18 protein-coding genes are annotated in these 16,335 nt (G+C 57.7%); 8 read left to right on the top strand and 10 right to left on the bottom strand.

The window, feature by feature from the left end; genetic code table 11:
* Nucleotides 1–199: 199 nt before the first annotated feature.
* Nucleotides 200–478, top strand: a complete 279-nt coding sequence (rpsT, locus tag MO767_RS09355) for a 30S ribosomal protein S20 (protein WP_008154937.1) — start codon at nucleotides 200–202, stop codon at nucleotides 476–478.
* Between the two features lie 120 nt (nucleotides 479–598).
* On the opposite strand, the gene MO767_RS09350 is transcribed toward rpsT, so the two are convergent.
* The 5 genes from MO767_RS09350 to rplU all read right to left on the bottom strand — a co-directional run bounded on the left by MO767_RS09350 (nucleotide 599) and on the right by rplU (nucleotide 4,375).
* On the bottom strand, nucleotides 599–1,063 hold the full coding sequence (locus MO767_RS09350; protein WP_033054290.1) for a CreA family protein: 465 nt from the start codon (nucleotides 1,061–1,063) through the stop codon (nucleotides 599–601).
* Between the two features lie 12 nt (nucleotides 1,064–1,075).
* On the bottom strand, nucleotides 1,076–2,194 hold the full coding sequence (gene proB / locus MO767_RS09345; protein WP_134103575.1) for a glutamate 5-kinase: 1,119 nt from the start codon (nucleotides 2,192–2,194) through the stop codon (nucleotides 1,076–1,078).
* Between the two features lie 137 nt (nucleotides 2,195–2,331).
* Nucleotides 2,332–3,555 carry an Obg family GTPase CgtA gene (gene cgtA, locus MO767_RS09340; protein ID WP_282480243.1) on the bottom strand — a complete coding sequence of 408 codons (1,224 nt, stop codon included), beginning with the start codon at nucleotides 3,553–3,555 and terminating at the stop codon, nucleotides 2,332–2,334.
* Between the two features lie 195 nt (nucleotides 3,556–3,750).
* Nucleotides 3,751–4,026: a 50S ribosomal protein L27 gene (rpmA, locus tag MO767_RS09335; RefSeq protein ID WP_046048788.1), complete on the bottom strand. Its 276-nt coding sequence runs from the start codon at nucleotides 4,024–4,026 to the stop codon at nucleotides 3,751–3,753.
* A gap of 34 nt (nucleotides 4,027–4,060) precedes the next feature.
* The gene (gene rplU, locus MO767_RS09330; protein WP_003176051.1) at nucleotides 4,061–4,375 is read right to left on the bottom strand and encodes a 50S ribosomal protein L21; all 315 of its coding nucleotides are present in this window, start codon (nucleotides 4,373–4,375) and stop codon (nucleotides 4,061–4,063) included.
* A gap of 240 nt (nucleotides 4,376–4,615) precedes the next feature.
* Here rplU and MO767_RS09325 point away from each other — a divergent pair, with 240 nt between their 5' ends.
* The 3 genes from MO767_RS09325 to MO767_RS09315 all read left to right on the top strand — a co-directional run bounded on the left by MO767_RS09325 (nucleotide 4,616) and on the right by MO767_RS09315 (nucleotide 6,524).
* A complete protein-coding gene (locus tag MO767_RS09325; RefSeq protein WP_033054288.1) occupies nucleotides 4,616–5,584 on the top strand; it encodes a polyprenyl synthetase family protein in 969 nt (322 codons plus the stop codon).
* A 134-nt stretch (nucleotides 5,585–5,718) separates the two neighbouring features.
* Nucleotides 5,719–6,060: a zinc ribbon domain-containing protein YjdM gene (locus MO767_RS09320; RefSeq protein ID WP_282480242.1), complete on the top strand. Its 342-nt coding sequence runs from the start codon at nucleotides 5,719–5,721 to the stop codon at nucleotides 6,058–6,060.
* 206 nt (nucleotides 6,061–6,266) lie between these two features.
* Nucleotides 6,267–6,524 carry a hypothetical protein gene (locus MO767_RS09315; protein ID WP_282480241.1) on the top strand — a complete coding sequence of 86 codons (258 nt, stop codon included), beginning with the start codon at nucleotides 6,267–6,269 and terminating at the stop codon, nucleotides 6,522–6,524.
* Nucleotides 6,525–6,573: 49 nt separating this feature from the next.
* Here MO767_RS09315 and MO767_RS09310 read toward each other — a convergent pair whose 3' ends face one another.
* From MO767_RS09310 to MO767_RS09300, 3 genes are all read right to left on the bottom strand, one after another.
* Nucleotides 6,574–7,191 carry an FKBP-type peptidyl-prolyl cis-trans isomerase gene (locus MO767_RS09310; RefSeq protein WP_046048787.1) on the bottom strand — a complete coding sequence of 206 codons (618 nt, stop codon included), beginning with the start codon at nucleotides 7,189–7,191 and terminating at the stop codon, nucleotides 6,574–6,576.
* Nucleotides 7,192–7,328: 137 nt separating this feature from the next.
* The gene (locus MO767_RS09305) at nucleotides 7,329–7,625 is read right to left on the bottom strand and encodes a DUF6482 family protein (RefSeq protein ID WP_149628162.1); all 297 of its coding nucleotides are present in this window, start codon (nucleotides 7,623–7,625) and stop codon (nucleotides 7,329–7,331) included.
* Nucleotides 7,626–7,758: 133 nt separating this feature from the next.
* Nucleotides 7,759–8,247: a TIGR00645 family protein gene (locus tag MO767_RS09300; RefSeq protein ID WP_282480240.1), complete on the bottom strand. Its 489-nt coding sequence runs from the start codon at nucleotides 8,245–8,247 to the stop codon at nucleotides 7,759–7,761.
* A gap of 170 nt (nucleotides 8,248–8,417) precedes the next feature.
* Here MO767_RS09300 and MO767_RS09295 point away from each other — a divergent pair, with 170 nt between their 5' ends.
* A complete protein-coding gene (locus MO767_RS09295) occupies nucleotides 8,418–10,247 on the top strand; it encodes a hypothetical protein (protein ID WP_282480239.1) in 1,830 nt (609 codons plus the stop codon).
* Between the two features lie 5 nt (nucleotides 10,248–10,252).
* On the opposite strand, the gene MO767_RS09290 is transcribed toward MO767_RS09295, so the two are convergent.
* Nucleotides 10,253–10,594, bottom strand: coding sequence for a hypothetical protein (locus MO767_RS09290; RefSeq protein WP_046048783.1), 342 nt, complete (start codon nucleotides 10,592–10,594; stop codon nucleotides 10,253–10,255).
* A gap of 213 nt (nucleotides 10,595–10,807) precedes the next feature.
* Nucleotides 10,808–13,246 carry an ATP-binding protein gene (locus MO767_RS09285; protein ID WP_282480238.1) on the bottom strand — a complete coding sequence of 813 codons (2,439 nt, stop codon included), beginning with the start codon at nucleotides 13,244–13,246 and terminating at the stop codon, nucleotides 10,808–10,810.
* 276 nt (nucleotides 13,247–13,522) lie between these two features.
* On the opposite strand from MO767_RS09285, the gene MO767_RS09280 reads away from it, so the two are divergent.
* The 3 genes from MO767_RS09280 (at nucleotide 13,523) to MO767_RS09270 (ending at nucleotide 16,309) form a co-directional block, all read left to right on the top strand.
* On the top strand, nucleotides 13,523–14,011 hold the full coding sequence (locus MO767_RS09280) for a DUF3015 domain-containing protein (RefSeq protein ID WP_111451104.1): 489 nt from the start codon (nucleotides 13,523–13,525) through the stop codon (nucleotides 14,009–14,011).
* Between the two features lie 104 nt (nucleotides 14,012–14,115).
* Nucleotides 14,116–15,969: a DUF4105 domain-containing protein gene (locus MO767_RS09275; RefSeq protein ID WP_282480237.1), complete on the top strand. Its 1,854-nt coding sequence runs from the start codon at nucleotides 14,116–14,118 to the stop codon at nucleotides 15,967–15,969.
* A gap of 34 nt (nucleotides 15,970–16,003) precedes the next feature.
* A complete protein-coding gene (locus MO767_RS09270) occupies nucleotides 16,004–16,309 on the top strand; it encodes a chorismate mutase (RefSeq protein WP_282480236.1) in 306 nt (101 codons plus the stop codon).
* Nucleotides 16,310–16,335: the final 26 nt, after the last annotated feature.

Below are 16,335 nucleotides of genomic sequence, written 5' to 3'. Positions count from 1 at the left end.
GCGATACTCCGCGCCGCAGCAGCACAGAGCCAAAGCTCGCGAGTTTACAGGTCAAGCGCCGGAAATAAATATCCCGCCTCTTTATACCTACCACTTAGCGGAACGTCTCAACCGCCCTTGACAAGACATCAACTCATCGGCATGATTCGCGGCCTATTTTGTTTGCTATTTCCTAAAAAGTCTTTCGAGGAGCTCGACGGTGGCCAACACACCTTCCGCCAAAAAACGTGCAAAACAGGCTGAGAAGCGTCGCAGCCACAACGCCAGCCTGCGTTCCATGGTTCGTACCTACATCAAGAATGTAGTTAAAGCCATTGACGCAAAAGACGCTGAAAAAGCTCAAGCTGCTTACGTTCTGGCCGTGCCAGTTATCGACCGTATGGCCGATAAAGGCATCATCCACAAGAACAAGGCTGCTCGTCATAAGAGCCGCCTGAACGGTCACGTCAAGGCTCTGAACCTTGCTGTTGCCGCATAAGCGATAAGCTTGTTAAAAAACCGACCCTAGGGTCGGTTTTTTATTGCCTGCGATTTAGCAAACCCAGCGCAAAAAAATGGGAAGGGACAGCCCCTTCCCACACTTTTGATCTTCTTTAGCTTACTGAGCCTGCGCCCACGGCAAAATCGGAATCGCCGTCACCGCATTCTGCGGACTACCCTCGATCACACGATCGCTATAGACCAGGTACACCAGCGTATTGCGCTTCTTGTCGAGGAATCGCACTACCTGCATGGTCTTGAACACCAGCGACGTGCGCTCCTTGAACACCTCGTCACCATCCTTCAGCTCGCCTTTGAAGCTGATCGGCCCGACCTGACGACAAGCGATAGACGCTTCCGCGCGATCTTCAGCCAATCCCAAACCACCTTTCACGCCACCCGTCTTGGCTCGCGACAGGTAGCAGGTCACGCCCTCGACCTTTGGATCATCAAACGCTTCGACGACGATGCGGTCGTTCGGACCGACAAACTTGAACACCGTCGACACCTGACCAATCTCCTCGGCCGAGGCTAGCAGCGGCATCGCCAACAACAGACCCAACAATCCTTTTGCCACGCGCATTCAGGTACTCCCTCAGACCAGGATCAGGTTATCGCGATGAACCAGTTCCGGCTCCGCCATGTAACCCAACAGACCGACAATCGCCTCAGACGACTGACCGATGATTTTTTGTGCTTCCAGCGCGCTGTAGTTGGCCAGGCCTCGGGCGATTTCACGACCGTCCGGCGCCACGCAAACCACCATCTCGCCACGACGGAAGCTGCCCTGGACCAGCTTGACACCCACGGGCAGCAAACTTTTGTTGCCTTTGGACAGCGCCGTCACCGCACCAGCATCCAGCACCAGCGTGCCGCGGGTTTGCAGGTGCCCGGCCAGCCATTGCTTGCGCGCTGCCAACAGGCCGCGCTCAGGCGACAGCAAGGTGCCGATGCGCTCGCCCGCCTTAAGGCGATCCAGCACACGGTCAATACGCCCGCCAACGATGATGGTGTGCGCACCGGAACGAGCCGCCAGCCGCGCAGCACGCAATTTGGTCTGCATGCCGCCACGACCCAGTGCACCACCCGTGCCGCCCGCCACCGCATCCAGCGCCGGATCATCAGCGCGCGCTTCGTAAATCAGATTGGCGTCAGGGTTATTGCGCGGATCGGCGTCAAACATGCCATCGCGATCGGTAAGGATCACCAGCAAGTCAGCTTCGACCAGGTTGGCCACCAGCGCCGCGAGCGTGTCGTTGTCGCCGAAACGAATTTCATCAGTGACCACGGTGTCGTTTTCGTTGATCACCGGAATAACTTTCAGCTCGACCAACGCGCGCAAGGTGCTGCGGGCGTTCAGGTAGCGCTTGCGGTCGGACAAGTCGTCGTGGGTCAGGAGAATCTGCGCGGTATGTCGGCCATGCTCGGCAAAGCTCGACTCCCAGGCCTGCACCAATCCCATCTGACCGATGGCGGCAGCGGCCTGCAACTCGTGCATCGCACTGGGTCGCACGGTCCAGCCCAAGCGACTCATGCCGGCCGCCACCGCCCCGGAGGACACCAGCACCAGTTCGACGCCAGCCTCATGCAAAGCCACCATCTGCTCGACCCAAACACTCATTGCCGCGCGATCCAGGCCCTTGCCGTCCGCCGTCAGCAAAGCGCTGCCGATCTTCACGACCCAACGCTGCGCACCTGTCACCTTGCTCCGCATCATCTTCAACCTTAGCTTGAGGACAGCGCGACCTGGCACTGCCCGTGACGTTAATCGTGGTTATTCGTGACCAACGATCGATTTCCAGATACTAAAACGCCGCTCGATTGAGCGGCGCTTAAGTTTACTGCAACGAATCAGTCACGCACGTAAATGATTTCCGGACCGTCTTCGTCATCCACATCTTCTTCGTCCCAATCATCGTCGCCGATGTCGTGGACCGACTTCACGCCGCTACGGCGCAGGGCACGCTGGTCATCCAGGGCCTGCAGCTGAGCACGGGCTTCGTCTTCGATGCGCTGATCGAGCTCGGCCAACTCTTCTTTGTAAACCGGGTCGTTAGCCAGGCGATCAGCACGGTCTTCCATGTAACGCATGATGTCGTGGCACAGACGCTCGGTACCGAGCTTGGAGATGGCCGAGATCACGTAGACCGGACCGGTCCATTCCAGGCGATCAACGATCTCCTTGACGCGTTCTTCGTGCTCTTCTTCCAGGATCTGGTCACACTTGTTCAGCACCAACCAACGATCACGCTCAGCCAGAGACGGACTGAACTTGGTCAATTCGCTGACGATCACTTCAGCCGCATCCGGAGCGCTGGCGTCATCGAGTGGCGCCATGTCCACGAGGTGCAGCAGCAGACGGGTACGCGATAAGTGCTTGAGGAAGCGAATCCCCAGGCCTGCGCCATCGGAAGCACCTTCGATCAGACCCGGAATGTCGGCGACCACGAAGCTTTTCCAGCGATCGACACTGACCACACCCAGGTTCGGCACCAGCGTGGTGAACGGGTAGTCGGCGACTTTCGGCTTGGCGGCCGACACCGAACGAATGAAGGTACTTTTGCCAGCGTTTGGCAAGCCCAGCAGGCCGACGTCAGCCAATACCTTCATTTCCAGCTTCAGATCACGCGCCTCACCCGGCTTGCCCGGAGTGGTCTGACGCGGAGCACGGTTGGTACTGGATTTGAAACGGGTATTACCCAGACCGTGCCAGCCGCCGTGAGCCACCAGCAGTTTCTGGCCAGCCTTGGTCAGGTCGCCGATCACTTCCTGAGTGGCAGAGTCGATAACGGTAGTACCGACCGGAACACGCAGGACCAGCTCTTCACCTTTCTTACCGGTGCAGTCAGTGCTGCCGCCGTTGGAACCACGCTCGGCATCAAAGTGCCGGGTATAACGGTAGTCCACCAGGGTGTTGAGGTTTTCGTCGGCGATCATGTAGACCGAGCCACCATCACCACCATCACCGCCGTTCGGACCACCGTTCTCAATGAATTTCTCGCGACGGAAGCTCATGCAACCGTTGCCGCCGTCGCCGGCCTTTACTCGAATCGATACTTCATCAACAAACTTCATAACAAAACGCCTCTCGTCATACGGACGAGCCGAAAAACACTAAGACATAAGACTCTTGCAAAAATGAGCGCAGCGACCTCAAGCAACGACCGAAAATCCAGCTGCTTTCGCCCATCACAAACAGCTTTGCAAGAGACTCACCCCACAAACGAAAAAGCCCCGTCGCGAGACAGGGCTTTTCCAGCAACTACGTAATTATGCCGCGACGACTGCAGTCTTCGGGACAATGCTCACGTAACGGCGGTTGAAAGCGCCTTTTACTTCAAACTTGATCACGCCGTCGATTTTAGCGAACAGAGTGTGATCTTTACCCATGCCAACACCGTAACCGGCGTGGAATTGGGTGCCGCGCTGACGCACGATGATGTTGCCCGGAATGATAACCTGGCCGCCATACATCTTCACGCCAAGGCGTTTGGCTTCTGAGTCGCGACCGTTACGGGTACTACCACCAGCTTTTTTGTGTGCCATGAGTCAATTCTCCTAGTGAGGAATTAGGCTGAAATTAAGCCTGAATACCGGTGATTTTGATCTCGGTGTACCACTGGCGGTGGCCCATACGCTTCATGTGGTGCTTACGACGACGGAACTTGATGATGCGGACTTTATCGTGACGACCTTGGGAGATCACTTCAGCCACAACGGTAGCGCCGGCAACAACTGGAGCGCCGATGTTCACGTCATCGCCATTGGCGACCAACAGAACGCGATCAAAAGTAACGGATTCGCCAGTAGCGATTTCCAGTTTTTCGATCTTCAGGTATTCACCTGGGGCGACCTTGTATTGCTTGCCACCAGTAACAATTACTGCGTACGACATGGTATTTCTCCGATAATCCTGCTCACCCAGCTCTTTATAAGAAGAGGTATTGGCTGGCATGGCTGCATTGGGCTGGAAGGCCTGTTTGCAATTGCGTAAGGCAGGTGCTGCCCAGGAAGTTCAGGGTGCGCGATTGTACGCAAGCTGCCGGGGCGATGCAAGAGGCCGTCCATCGTACCTTGACACCCGCCGACGTGGGTCCTAGCATGCCGCGCAACCCTTCTGGAGCAACTGTCGCTGATGCAACCCCAAGCTTTCTACCGCGCGGTGGCGGACGATTTTAGCGCCGTCGACGGCATCATCAAGAAGCAGCTGACTTCCCGAGTGCCGCTGGTATCGAAAATCGGCGATTACATTACCTCGGCTGGCGGTAAACGCCTGCGCCCTCTATTAGTGTTGCTGTGTGGCAAGGCTCTGGGTCGCGAAGGCGATGACCTGCGCCTGCTGGCCGCAACCATCGAGTTCCTGCACACCGCGACCCTGCTGCATGACGACGTGGTCGACATGTCCGGCATGCGCCGTGGCCGCTCGACCGCCAACGCCATGTGGGGCAACGCCCCTAGCGTGCTGGTGGGCGACTTCCTGTATTCGCGGTCCTTCGAAATGATGGTCGAACTGGGCTCCATGCCGGTAATGAAGATCCTTTCGCAAGCCACGCGCATCATCGCCGAAGGCGAAGTGTTGCAGCTGTCCAAGGTTCGTGACGCCAGCACCACCGAAGAAACCTACATGGAAGTCATCCGCGGCAAGACCGCGATGCTCTTCGAAGCGTCGACCCACAGTGCTGCAGCGCTCTGCGAAGCGACATCAGAACAGTCAGAAGCCCTGCGTACATTCGGCGATCATCTGGGCGTGGCGTTCCAATTGGTCGACGACTTGCTGGACTACAAAGGCGACGCCGAAACCCTGGGCAAGAACGTCGGTGACGATCTGGCTGAAGGCAAGCCGACCCTACCGCTGATCTACACCATGCGCGAAGGCACGCCGGAGCAGGCTGCACTGGTGCGCAAGGCAATCCAGAAAGGCGGCATCGAAGACCTGGAAAGCATCCGCGAAGCCGTGGAAGCCTCAGGTTCGCTGGATTACACCGCACAACTGGCCCGTGACTACGTCGCCCGTGCGATCAAGTGCCTCGATGCGCTGCCTGCCAGCGAATACCGCGATGCGCTGGTCGAGCTGAGCGAGTTTGCGGTCGCCCGTACGCACTGATTTTTACAGCAAGATCAAAAGATCGCAGCCTGCGGCAGCTCGTACGAGGCTGCGATCTTTCGCTGTCACCCCTCCTCCGCCTAAAACCCTATATAATGTGCGACTTTTAGCGATCCTCAATCCAAGGAGCTTTAGTGAGCACGTTGCCACCCTGCCCAAAATGCAATTCCGAATACACCTACGAAGACGGCGCCCAGCTGATCTGCCCTGAGTGCGCCCACGAGTGGTCCGCCAGCGGCGAAGCCGAAACAGTGTCCGATGACACCGTGAAAAAGGATTCGGTCGGCAACGTCCTTCAGGACGGCGACACCATCACCGTGATCAAGGACCTCAAGGTCAAAGGCACGTCGCTGGTGGTCAAGGTCGGCACCAAGGTCAAGAACATCCGCCTGTGCGGTGGTGATCACGACATCGACTGCAAGATCGACGGCATCGGCCCGATGAAGCTCAAATCCGAGTTCGTCAGAAAAGTCTGAGCCTGCTGCATTCCATCCCGCGCCCTGCGTGGGATGGTGCTTCACCCTCCCCCGCGTCGCCCAACAATCCCTCGCAATAGCCAAACGCCAGCCGTTTTGACCTTACGCAACCTTTGCCCTTAAAAAAACACAAACCGCCAATAGGTCCTTGCTATTTGATGAATACGAATTATTCTCATTGAAACCCATCAATGGAGATGAGACCCATGACTTATTTGATCGACGCCTGGCTGGACCGCCCACACCCTTGCCTCAGGATCCTGCATCGGGAAACCGGGGAAGTCTGTGCGGTGCTTGAAGAAGAAGCCTTGAACGAGCTGCAGGATCAGGGCGATCTGGACGTCAACGGCTTGAGTTCCAGCGAGCCGGTGGTGCTCAAGGAACTGGTGCGCAATCTGTTTCTGTTCTGCTATGCACGGGCATTGCGCCCGACAAGCGAACTGCACCACAAGATCGAAATATGAAAAACGCTGAAAAACCCTGTAGGGGCAAAGCGCCTACAGGGTTACGGTCTTACAGAACGTCGAGCAGTTCGACGTCGAATACCAGTACGCTGTGCGGCGGAATGCTGCCAACGCCTTGAGCGCCGTAAGCCAGTTCGCTCGGCACGTACAGACGCCATTTGCTGCCGGCGTTCATCAGTTGCAGGGCTTCGGTCCAGCCAGCGATCACGCCGCCAACCGGGAATTCTGCAGGCTGACCACGATCATAGGAGCTGTCGAACACAGTGCCGTCGATCAGGGTGCCGTGGTAGTGAGTACGCACTTGATCTTCACGGGTAGGCTTGGCGCCTTCACCTTGAGTCAGCACTTCGAATTGCAGGCCGGAAGCCAGGGTGGTGATGCCGTCACGCTTGGCGTTTTCAGCCAGGAATGCCAGGCCTTCGCCAGCAGCTGCTTCAGCTTTGGCTGCTGCTTCAGCTTGCATGATTTCGCGGATAACCTTGAAGCTTGCGGACATTTCTTCCTGACCCACACGGCTTTCCTTGCCGGCGAAAGCGTCGGTCAGGCCTGCCAGGATCGCGTCCAGGCTAACGCCCGGTGGCGGGTTGTCGCGCAGTTGATCGCCCAGCTGACGGCCAATACCGTAGCTGACGCGGGTTTCGTCGGTGGACAGATTTACTTCGGACATGACACTGCTCCGCTGTGCGGACGGCCCTGGAACTTGCCGTGCGTGCACAGCGCGTCCCGGAGCGCCCGGAACCAAAAGGGCGAGCAGACTAGCACAGATGCCGTCGCGTTGATGAGAGTGCGTCAGCGCTGCAAGGCTCAACGGAAGGCGATCGGCACCTTCAGATTTTCCCCGGCACTGGCACCGAGCCCGCACATTTCGTCATGAACCGAGGTATGCACAAGGTTGAACGGCAAGCTGGGAAAGGCATGAAGTACTTCACGCGCATGCTCGACCGAACGAAGATGAAACATCTGGCCGTGGTTATCACTCAGCGGATACGCCGCGCCATGCATCCGCGCTTCCAACAGGTAGATCCCCCCTTCCATCGAGATCAGGTTGAGCTCATCAACCTTCCCGGCGATGGCATAAGCATTCAACTCTTTCAGGTCCATAAACGCACCTCACGCAATGGCGAGCCAATATCCTTACAGGCATAGGCCTCGGCGCATCAAAGTACAAGCCAAAAACGACACCGCCCGTCTGTTTCGCAACAGACGGGCGGTTTGGTACAGCGATGGAAAGCGATCAGTGCTTGGTCAGCTTATCCAGATAACCCATGGCAAACGCCGAAATCACGAAGGTCATGTGGATAATCACGTACCACTTCAAATGCTCGGGATCGACGTTCTTGGCGTCCATGAAAATCCGCAGCAGGTGGATGGACGAAATGGCCACGATGGAAGCGGCCACCTTCATCTTCAATGAAGAGGAATCCATGGTGCCCAGCCAGTTGAGCTTTTCCTTGTCGTCGTCGATGTCCAGTTCAGAAACGAAGTTCTCGTAACCGGAAATCATCACCATCACCAGCAAACCGCCTACCAACGCCATGTCGATCAGCGAGAGCAGCACCAGAATCAGATCCGACTCGGCCATCGAGAACACGTTAGGGATGACGTGGAAGACTTCCTGGAAGAATTTCAGCGCCAGGGCCAGCAGCCCGAGGGACAGACCGAAGTAGATCGGCGCCAGCAGCCAGCGGCTGGCGTACATTGCATTTTCGATAAAGCGTTCCATTAAATCTCACACAAGGCCTGGAAATGGCCGCGAGTATAACAGCCACCTGTCTATACCCAGAAGCAGCCAGAAACCGTTGGCAAATCCGCAACCTGCGCATGTGTGACAAGATTTTTCTGCTAGTGTCCAAAGCATTGACAGCTCAGCGACATCGGACAGGAAGACGGGAAATGGATGTGCGATTGCCTTTAACGAGCGCCGGCATTTGCCTGGCTTTGCTGATGAGCGCCTGCTCACCCAGCGATGAGAAGCGCCAGGTCAGCCTCGAGGAAAAGACTGCGCAGTTCGAGAAGTCTCTGGATGCGATTCAGGACCCAAAACTCAAGGAAGCCGTGGCTGAACTCGGCGGCTCACTGTTGTTGCTCGAGCGTGCGCAACTCAAGCTCGACAGCAAACCGGTGGAAACAGAATATGGCGCAGACGCCCTCGCCGTCCTCAAGCACTACCCCACTCCACAAGCCTTGGTCGACACGTACATCAACGGTCTGTTCGTGCTGCACAAAGACTCCAGTTCCGACTACCTGACCGATCTGCAACCGGTGTTCCCTTTCAACTTCAACATTCCGGCCGCGTTTCTCTTTCCCCATGGCCTTGAATGGCAATCGGTAACCTTGAGCAACAAACGCATCATCCCGTTTCAGCCGGAATGGTCGGAAACCGATCCGGGCATTCAGCTCAGTCCGTCGAGCTCCAACCTGACCAACCCCGATGATTTGACGGTGACCTATCCATTCATCGACGGCCTGGACGTGGACAAAAAAAACCAGCCTCAACCGGTGAGCCTGCAAGGCAAGGTGGAAGTCATCGCGCCACGCCGGCTCTTCAGCTTCGACCTGACGAAAAAGGACGTTGGCCAGACTCGCACCAACGACAACCTCAGCGTCACCCTGCTGAACCTCGCAAACAACTACGCCGAAATCGAATTCAACAACAGCGCGCCACTGGCCCCCGAGGTCAGCGAAACGCCGTTGAACCCGCTGATCGTCCAGGCCAAGGACAGCACCGGGCAATTCCTCTCGCGCTCAGGCTCGATCAACGAAACCGATACACAAATAGCCTTCTATCAAAAGCAACTGGCGAAAATGCAACAGCAGAAAACCTGGAGCGAGAGCTTCGAGAAACAGATCGATGAAGAGCAGCACGCCTTTGAGAAGCAGCAGATCCACCATTATTCAAAGGTGTACTTCAACGGGCCGATCGAAACTCTTGAGGTCAGCGTACTGGACTTTTCTACCGCCACAGTGACCCGCAAGGACCTGAACTTGCCAGTCCGTCGCTTGGACCCACACACCACGGCAAAAGCCATCCAGCCACTGACGTTGCCGGTGGTGGTGTACGACGACCAGGCCCCGACCTGGCTCAAGGGCGCAACGCTTGACGAGGAACAACTGAAAAAGAGCGTCAGCATCAGCCAGTCGGTCGAAGACCCCAGCGCCGCGCGTATCGAATTCGATCACCCCAAAAGCTTCAATGATGAGCTGCTGGGCACATCTTTCAGTCCAGGCGAAAGCCCGGTAAGTTTCTTTACCGAGGACGGTAACGGCAAACGCGATGAGCCGATCGAATTGCCGCCAGAGGCTTACCAGGTCAATCCCCTGCGCGGCACCATCACCTACGACTTGAACCTGTTTCCAGAAACCCCCGCTTACGCGGTGGGCTCCATGCCGCTGTTTCTCGCCACCGTCGAAAAGAAAACCATCGACGCCCACCAGTTGCCCAAAGGGCTGGTGCTCAAAGGCAATGCGCTGGTGGTTGATCTGAAGCAGTTTCCCGCCCAGGACTGGCGTTTCTTCGCCAAGGACGACAGCGGCAATTATCTGAAGGAGATTCTGGCGGTCAGCCACGATGCGAGCGCAGAAGGCCCGGCATTATTGGGGGTGCATTATTTCTACGGGCAGCCTGCCCGTCTGGAAACCTATCAACGAACCGATCTCGCCACCGTGCAATATGGTTTCGAGGTCAAACTCGACAAGGCGGACACGTCCAACCTTGCTCAATAGCCTGTTCAGTGCTCGGGCCGAAACTCGAAACCACCAGGGTTGCGGCAGCGACCACCATTGATTTCCCGCAGCTGAGCTTGCAGGTGCAGGCACCAGATTTGCGGATCGTCGGCCAGCTCATAGCCGTGCAGGGTGAGACTTTCAACGATAGTGTCGAGGATCGACTCAGCCACAAAGGGGCCATGAAACGGGCCTTGGGCTTTGATGGCAGAAGGTTGTTCGCCAGCCATTCCAGCGGCGAAAAGTAAGGTCCACATGCCCGTATCCCCCGCCAATGGGCGGATGGCACACTCGATACGGGTCACAAGACCCAGGCATTGACGGGTGAGGCAGAGGTTGCGCGACATGGCGGCGACCCTCGGTAGATCCGGTATTCAGCCCCCACGGGAGGGCTGTCTCGATCCAGTGATTACTGTCGATATCCTTGAGCTGAGAATAGAAGAAAAGTCTGACTAGCACGTCAAGTGAGACCAGAAGGCGCCGAATGGTCATTGTGTGAATATTGGCGCCAGACTGATGGCACTGAACGTTCCCACGCAGAACATGGGAACGATCACCTTTTAAGCGGGCTTCGTCTCCACCAAAGCTTCCTGCGCCATCTCTTTCTCGGCTTCCTTGAGGTCTTCTTCGCTGATCATTTCTGCGATGACCCGCAAGCGTTCCACCACCCGCGCGTTAACGCTGCCTTCAGGGAACTGGCCATCGGCGTCCGGCGCACCGGCCGGCTCCCCGACCAACAGGCTCAGGGCTTCATCAGCCTGGCGCACGGCGTAGACGTGGAACTGCCCGGCGCGCACCGCCGTCAGCACTTTCTCGTCGAGCATCAGCGTGGCAACGTTGGCGTGGGGAATGATTGCGCCCTGCTCACCAGTCAGCCCGCGCGCTTCGCAGAGTCGGAAGAAGCCTTCGATCTTCTCGTTGACCCCACCCACCGCCTGCACTTCACCGAACTGGTTGATCGAACCGGTGATCGCAAAACACTGTTTGAGCGGGGTTTTCGACAGCGCCGAAATCAGCGTGCAAGCCTCGCCCAGCGATGCGCTATCCCCGTCGACGTAACCGTAGGACTGCTCCAGGGCGATGCTCGCGGAAATCGCCAGCGGGAATTCCTGGGCGTATCGGCTGCCCAGATACCCCGTGAGGATCATCACGCCTTTGGAGTGAATGGGCTGACCGAGGTTGACCTCGCGCTCGATGTCGACGATGCCGCTACCGCCCGGATAAACCGTGGCGGAAATCCGCGCCGGCACACCGAACGCCGAGTCGCCAACCTCCAGCACTGTCAGCCCGTTGCATTTGCCCACCGCCGCGCCGTCCGTGTCGATCAGGATGATCCCGGCCAGCATGTCATCGAGAATCCGCGCCGAGACGCGACCGGTCCGCGTGGCCTTGGCCTTGAGCGCACGTTCGATGTGCCCGGCGTCGGTCATTTCGTCACCGGCCAGTTGGCGAATGAAATCCGCCTCGCTGACCAGTTGGAACAGATCACCGATCCGCGCCGACAAACGCCCCTGGTGCTCAGCCAGGCGAGCACTGTAAGTCGCCAGACGCGCCACCGCACCAGCGGTCAGCGGCGCCATGCCTTCTTCGGAAGTGCGGGTTTTGAGCAACTGGGCGAATTGCTCAAGGCTTTCGTCGACCATCGGGATGTCTTCGTCGAAGTCCACCAGGACGCGGAACATCTCCTGGAAGTCCGGATCGAGGTCCTGCAGCGTGTAGTAGAGCTGCCTGGCGCCAATGATGACGACTTTGACCTGCAACGGAATGTGTTGCGGTGTCAGGGTCACGGTGGCGAAACGGCCCATCTCGCCCAGCGGCGATTCCATTTTCAGTTTGCGCGATTGCAGCGCGCGTTTGAGCGCATCCCACACGAACGGCTCGCTGAGCATTTTTTCCGCTTCAAGAATCAGGAAGCCGCCGTTGGCGCGGTGCAGCGCACCCGGACGCAACTGTCGATACGTGGTGTAGAGCGCGCCCTGATCGGTGGTGTACTCGATGCGGCCGAACAAGTTTTCGTAAGTCGGGTGCGGCTCAAAGACCACTGGCGCACCGCCGCTGAACGGATGACCGACCACCAGGCTCGGCGCGTATTGCTCTTCCAGCAGCTTGCGGGCGATGGCGTCAGTCTTGCTGTCGTCCACCAGTTGCTCGACCACGGTCTTGAGCAGATATACCTGCATTGCTTGCAGGTAACCGCAAACGCCGGCGTTTTCCGCGTACTTTTCCGACAGCGGCGCGAGCAAGGGTTGCAAGGCCAGGGTGATGGTTTCTTCGTTGAGCTGACGCATTTGATTGCTCGACTCACGCTTCCACTGCGGCAGGCTGGCGAGCTCTTCGTTCAGCCGCTCTTCCAGCCACGAAATGTCGTCGTGAAAACGCTCGCGATCGACTTCCGGCAACTGGGCAAATTCGGCTTCGTCCACCGCTTTGCCTTCGCTCATCGGCGTAAAGGCGATATTGGTGCTGTCGCGGTACAGCGCAACATCCTTCTCCAGCGCCAGGCGCTCGATCACATCCAGCGCCTTGTCGTAACGCTGGTTGAAGGCGCGGTCGATGGCGCTTTTCTTCTGCTGGTAGGACGGGTGCTCGAACACGGCCGGAAAAGTCGCCAGCAGGTTGTCGATCAAGCCGTTGATGTCATCGATAAAGGCACCGGCGGTACCCGATGGCAACTCCAGGGTACGAGGTTCGCGAGGATCATCGAAATTGTTGACGTAGACCCAGTCCGCCGGGGTCTGCAGGCGTTTGCCTTCGGCTTTCAGGTAACGTTTGACGAACGAAAACCGGCCGGTGCCGGGCTCACCCATGACGAATACGTTGTAACCGGGGCGTGGCATCGCCACACCGAACTGCAAGGCTTCGACCGCACGCTCCTGGCCAAGCACACCGCGGAAGGGCTCCAAATCATTGGTGGTAGAGAAGCTAAACTGTTCAGCGGAAAACGGACGGGTCAGCGCTTCGGGCGCTAGACGCAAGCTGGCAGCAACAGGATCAGGCATCGGGCTTCCTTACATCAGGCGGGGCAGATAGCGGCATTCTGGCGCTGCCCATACCTCACTTGCAAGGCGCGCCTCTAGCCAAAGCATAGACAAAGCGACATCCCTAAGCGGGGCGGGCCCAAATCAATGTTTACAACGAATGTTTTGCAAAAAATCACGGAACCCCGGGATCGTGCCTAAACTCCAAACTGCGCGGCTGGATTAATAACTGGCCCACTGGCGCCGGATTGGGCCAGACCCCTTGTCCATTGGTATGCACATAAAGAGAACAAAGCTATGAAACGGATTCTTCTCGGTACTCTCTTCACCGTTGTTTCCCTCAATGCCATGGCTCAAGCGCCAGGCGGCCCGGATTGCGGTTGGGGCAACATGCTGTTCGAAGGTCAGCGTGGCACCCCTGCTCACTTCCTGGCATCCACCACCAACGGCACTTCCGGCAACGCAACTTTCGGTATGACCTCCGGTACCAACGGTTGCGCGACTAATGCGTCGCTGACCTATGGCGGCAAATCCTGGATTGCCATGAATGGCATGATGAACGAGCTGTCTGAAGACATGGCCAAGGGTCAGGGCGAAGCGCTGACCACTTACGCTGTGGTACTGGGCGTGGCGCCGGAAGACCGTGCGCATTTCGCCGCCGTCACTCATGAGCACTTCCAGCAGATCTTCAGCAAGGCTGACGTGACCGCTGACGACGTGCATACCAACACCCTGGCCGTTCTGAAGAGCGATCCGCGTCTGGCCAAGTACGCCACTCAAGCTTAAGCTCGAACCGCCCGCTCCTTTTCGGGGCGGGTTTTATTTTTTGAACCTGGCCCTTTTGGCCTGCCCCTTTGGGTCTTTGTTTCTTTCGACTTAAGTTGCCCACTATGCTCAAACGCCTTGCCTGGCTGGCGCTCTGTGTCTGCGCCCCGCTGTCTGCCACGCCCAAAATCGACAATCAACGTTTGCAGCAATTGGCCAATGACCCCTTCTGGATTTCCCTGGGCCACTACGAAACCGCCAAACTCGGCGGCTGGCGCAGCTATGTCAGCGACAAGAAGTTCTTCCTCGCCACCGACGGCAATGAACATCCTGACCGCGAGCTGGCGGCGACCGTACAAGCGCTGTACGCCCCGGCCAGTGCTGGCGAAAAACATGCGCAATGCGTCTACCCGGCCCGCGCCCGCTGGCTCAAAGCACAGCTCAACCTGACCGATCTGCCGGAGCTTCCCTGCACTGAATTCAAGCAATGGTTCAAGGATGTTTCGCCCCACAGTGCGGTGATGATTTTCCCGGCAGCGTATCTGAACAGTCCGTCATCGATGTTCGGCCACACATTGCTGCGCATCGACCAGGCCAATGTACAGAGCGATCAAACCGCCCTGCTCAGTTATGCAATCAACTTCGGCGCATACATCGAAGGCTCGGACAACAGCATCTTGTATGCCTGGAAAGGCTTGATGGGCGGCTATCCTGGTCTGTTTGCCCTGGTGCCTTATCAGGAAAAACTCTCGGAGTACCGCAGTCTCGAGAACCGCGATCTGTGGGAGTACCGCCTTAATCTGACCCAGGCAGAAACCGAACGGATGGTCGAGCACGTCTGGGAGCTCAAGCAGATCCAGTTCGACTATTTTTTCTTCGACGAAAACTGCTCTTATCGTCTGCTGGAATTGCTGCAAGTAGCCCGCCCGAGCCTGCGATTGACCGAACAATTCCCGCTGACCGCGATTCCTACGGACACCGTCAAAGCGGTGAAAGAAGCCGGACTGGTGGAATCCATTCAGTATCGACCGTCTCGCGAACGTGAACTGCTGAGCCGCGCCGAGCCGTTGACCCATGAAGAACAGGAGTGGGTGCTGAAAGTCAGCGCCGACCAGAAGCAACTGCAAGAGCCGGCGTTCATGGCTCAACCCAAGGATCGTCAGGCGTTAATTATCGACGCCGCCTATCGCCTGGAGCGCTATCGCGCCAACGGTCAGGAACGTGACCCGCAGCGGGCGCAGCGCAGCTTCGAACTGCTGCGGGCGATCAACCAGAACCCTGCGCCGGAACTGGACATCCCGCAACCCGGCTTGCCCGAGGACGGCCATGAATCGCGCACCTGGCAGGCCGGTATCGGCACTCGAGGCGACAAGGCGTTTGGCGAGTATGGCTTGCGCATGGCTTATCACGACCTCAACGACAACGCCGAGAGCTTCCCCCTCGGCGCACAGATTGAAATCCTGCAAATGAAACTGCGCCAGTACGAAGCCAATCACTGGCAGTTGCAGCAATTGGACCTGGCGACCATCCGCTCGCTGACCCCGCGCAATGAATTGCTGCAACCACTCTCGTGGCAAGTCACCGGTGGCCTGGAGCGCGTGCCGGGCAAGCATGACGACGAAACCCTGGTCAGCCACGTCAATGGCGGTGGCGGCGGGACCTGGCAACTGGGCGACGACATGCTCGGCTTTGCTCTGGGCACCGTGCGCATTGAACACAACAACGATTTTGCCGGCTTCATCGCGCCAGCGGCGGGCTTCAACAGCGGTTTGCTGTGGAGAAACCCGCTGGGCAACTTCAGCCTGGAAGCCAAGGGCGACTTTTTCACCAACGGCGAAGTGCGCCGTAGCGTGAGTCTGAACCAGCAGTGGGAATTGTCGCGCAACCTGGGTTTGCGCCTAAGTGCCCAGCGAGAATTCAGCCACCTGGCTTCGCCCGAGAACGAAGTGATGCTTGAGGTGAAGTGGTATCACTACTAACCCGTCCCCTGTAGAAACATGGAGCTCGAACAACATGGTCGTTACCTGCAATTCCCTCGAAGACGTTCGCCAAAACATTGATCGACTGGATCGTCAGATAGTTACCCTGCTGGCCGAACGCGGTACTTACGTGTCGCAGGCTGCGCGTTTCAAGAAGGACACTCAGGCAGTAAAAGCCCCGGCGCGGGTCGAGCAGGTCATAGCCAAAGTTCGCGCATTGGCTGAGAACGCAGGCGCGAACCCGGAGGTAACGGAGCAGGTTTATCGCGCCATGATCGCCGCATTCATCGAACAGGAATTGTCTGAACACGCACGCCTGGCCGCAACGCCAACAGATTAGTCACAGCCCTTTCACAACCGCCTCAC

This window comes from Pseudomonas sp. UYIF39 (assembly GCF_029963765.1).
Lineage (GTDB): Bacteria > Pseudomonadota > Gammaproteobacteria > Pseudomonadales > Pseudomonadaceae > Aquipseudomonas.
The sequence above is the reverse complement of the archived record's forward strand: the minus strand, read 5'-3'. Positions and strand labels throughout refer to the sequence as shown.

Coding starts and splice junctions, on each gene's coding strand:
- MO767_RS09350 (WP_033054290.1), bottom strand. CDS start 1,063: ATGCGCGTGGCAAAAGGATTGTTGGGTCTGTTGTTGGCGATGCCGCTG.
- proB (WP_134103575.1), bottom strand. CDS start 2,194: ATGCGGAGCAAGGTGACAGGTGCGCAGCGTTGGGTCGTGAAGATCGGC.
- cgtA (WP_282480243.1), bottom strand. CDS start 3,555: ATGAAGTTTGTTGATGAAGTATCGATTCGAGTAAAGGCCGGCGACGGC.
- rpmA (WP_046048788.1), bottom strand. CDS start 4,026: ATGGCACACAAAAAAGCTGGTGGTAGTACCCGTAACGGTCGCGACTCA.
- rplU (WP_003176051.1), bottom strand. CDS start 4,375: ATGTCGTACGCAGTAATTGTTACTGGTGGCAAGCAATACAAGGTCGCC.
- MO767_RS09325 (WP_033054288.1), top strand. CDS start 4,616: ATGCAACCCCAAGCTTTCTACCGCGCGGTGGCGGACGATTTTAGCGCC.
- MO767_RS09315 (WP_282480241.1), top strand. CDS start 6,267: ATGACTTATTTGATCGACGCCTGGCTGGACCGCCCACACCCTTGCCTC.
- MO767_RS09310 (WP_046048787.1), bottom strand. CDS start 7,191: ATGTCCGAAGTAAATCTGTCCACCGACGAAACCCGCGTCAGCTACGGT.
- MO767_RS09305 (WP_149628162.1), bottom strand. CDS start 7,625: ATGGACCTGAAAGAGTTGAATGCTTATGCCATCGCCGGGAAGGTTGAT.
- MO767_RS09300 (WP_282480240.1), bottom strand. CDS start 8,247: ATGGAACGCTTTATCGAAAATGCAATGTACGCCAGCCGCTGGCTGCTG.
- MO767_RS09295 (WP_282480239.1), top strand. CDS start 8,418: ATGGATGTGCGATTGCCTTTAACGAGCGCCGGCATTTGCCTGGCTTTG.
- MO767_RS09290 (WP_046048783.1), bottom strand. CDS start 10,594: ATGTCGCGCAACCTCTGCCTCACCCGTCAATGCCTGGGTCTTGTGACC.
- MO767_RS09285 (WP_282480238.1), bottom strand. CDS start 13,246: ATGCCTGATCCTGTTGCTGCCAGCTTGCGTCTAGCGCCCGAAGCGCTG.
- MO767_RS09280 (WP_111451104.1), top strand. CDS start 13,523: ATGAAACGGATTCTTCTCGGTACTCTCTTCACCGTTGTTTCCCTCAAT.
- MO767_RS09275 (WP_282480237.1), top strand. CDS start 14,116: ATGCTCAAACGCCTTGCCTGGCTGGCGCTCTGTGTCTGCGCCCCGCTG.
- MO767_RS09270 (WP_282480236.1), top strand. CDS start 16,004: ATGGTCGTTACCTGCAATTCCCTCGAAGACGTTCGCCAAAACATTGAT.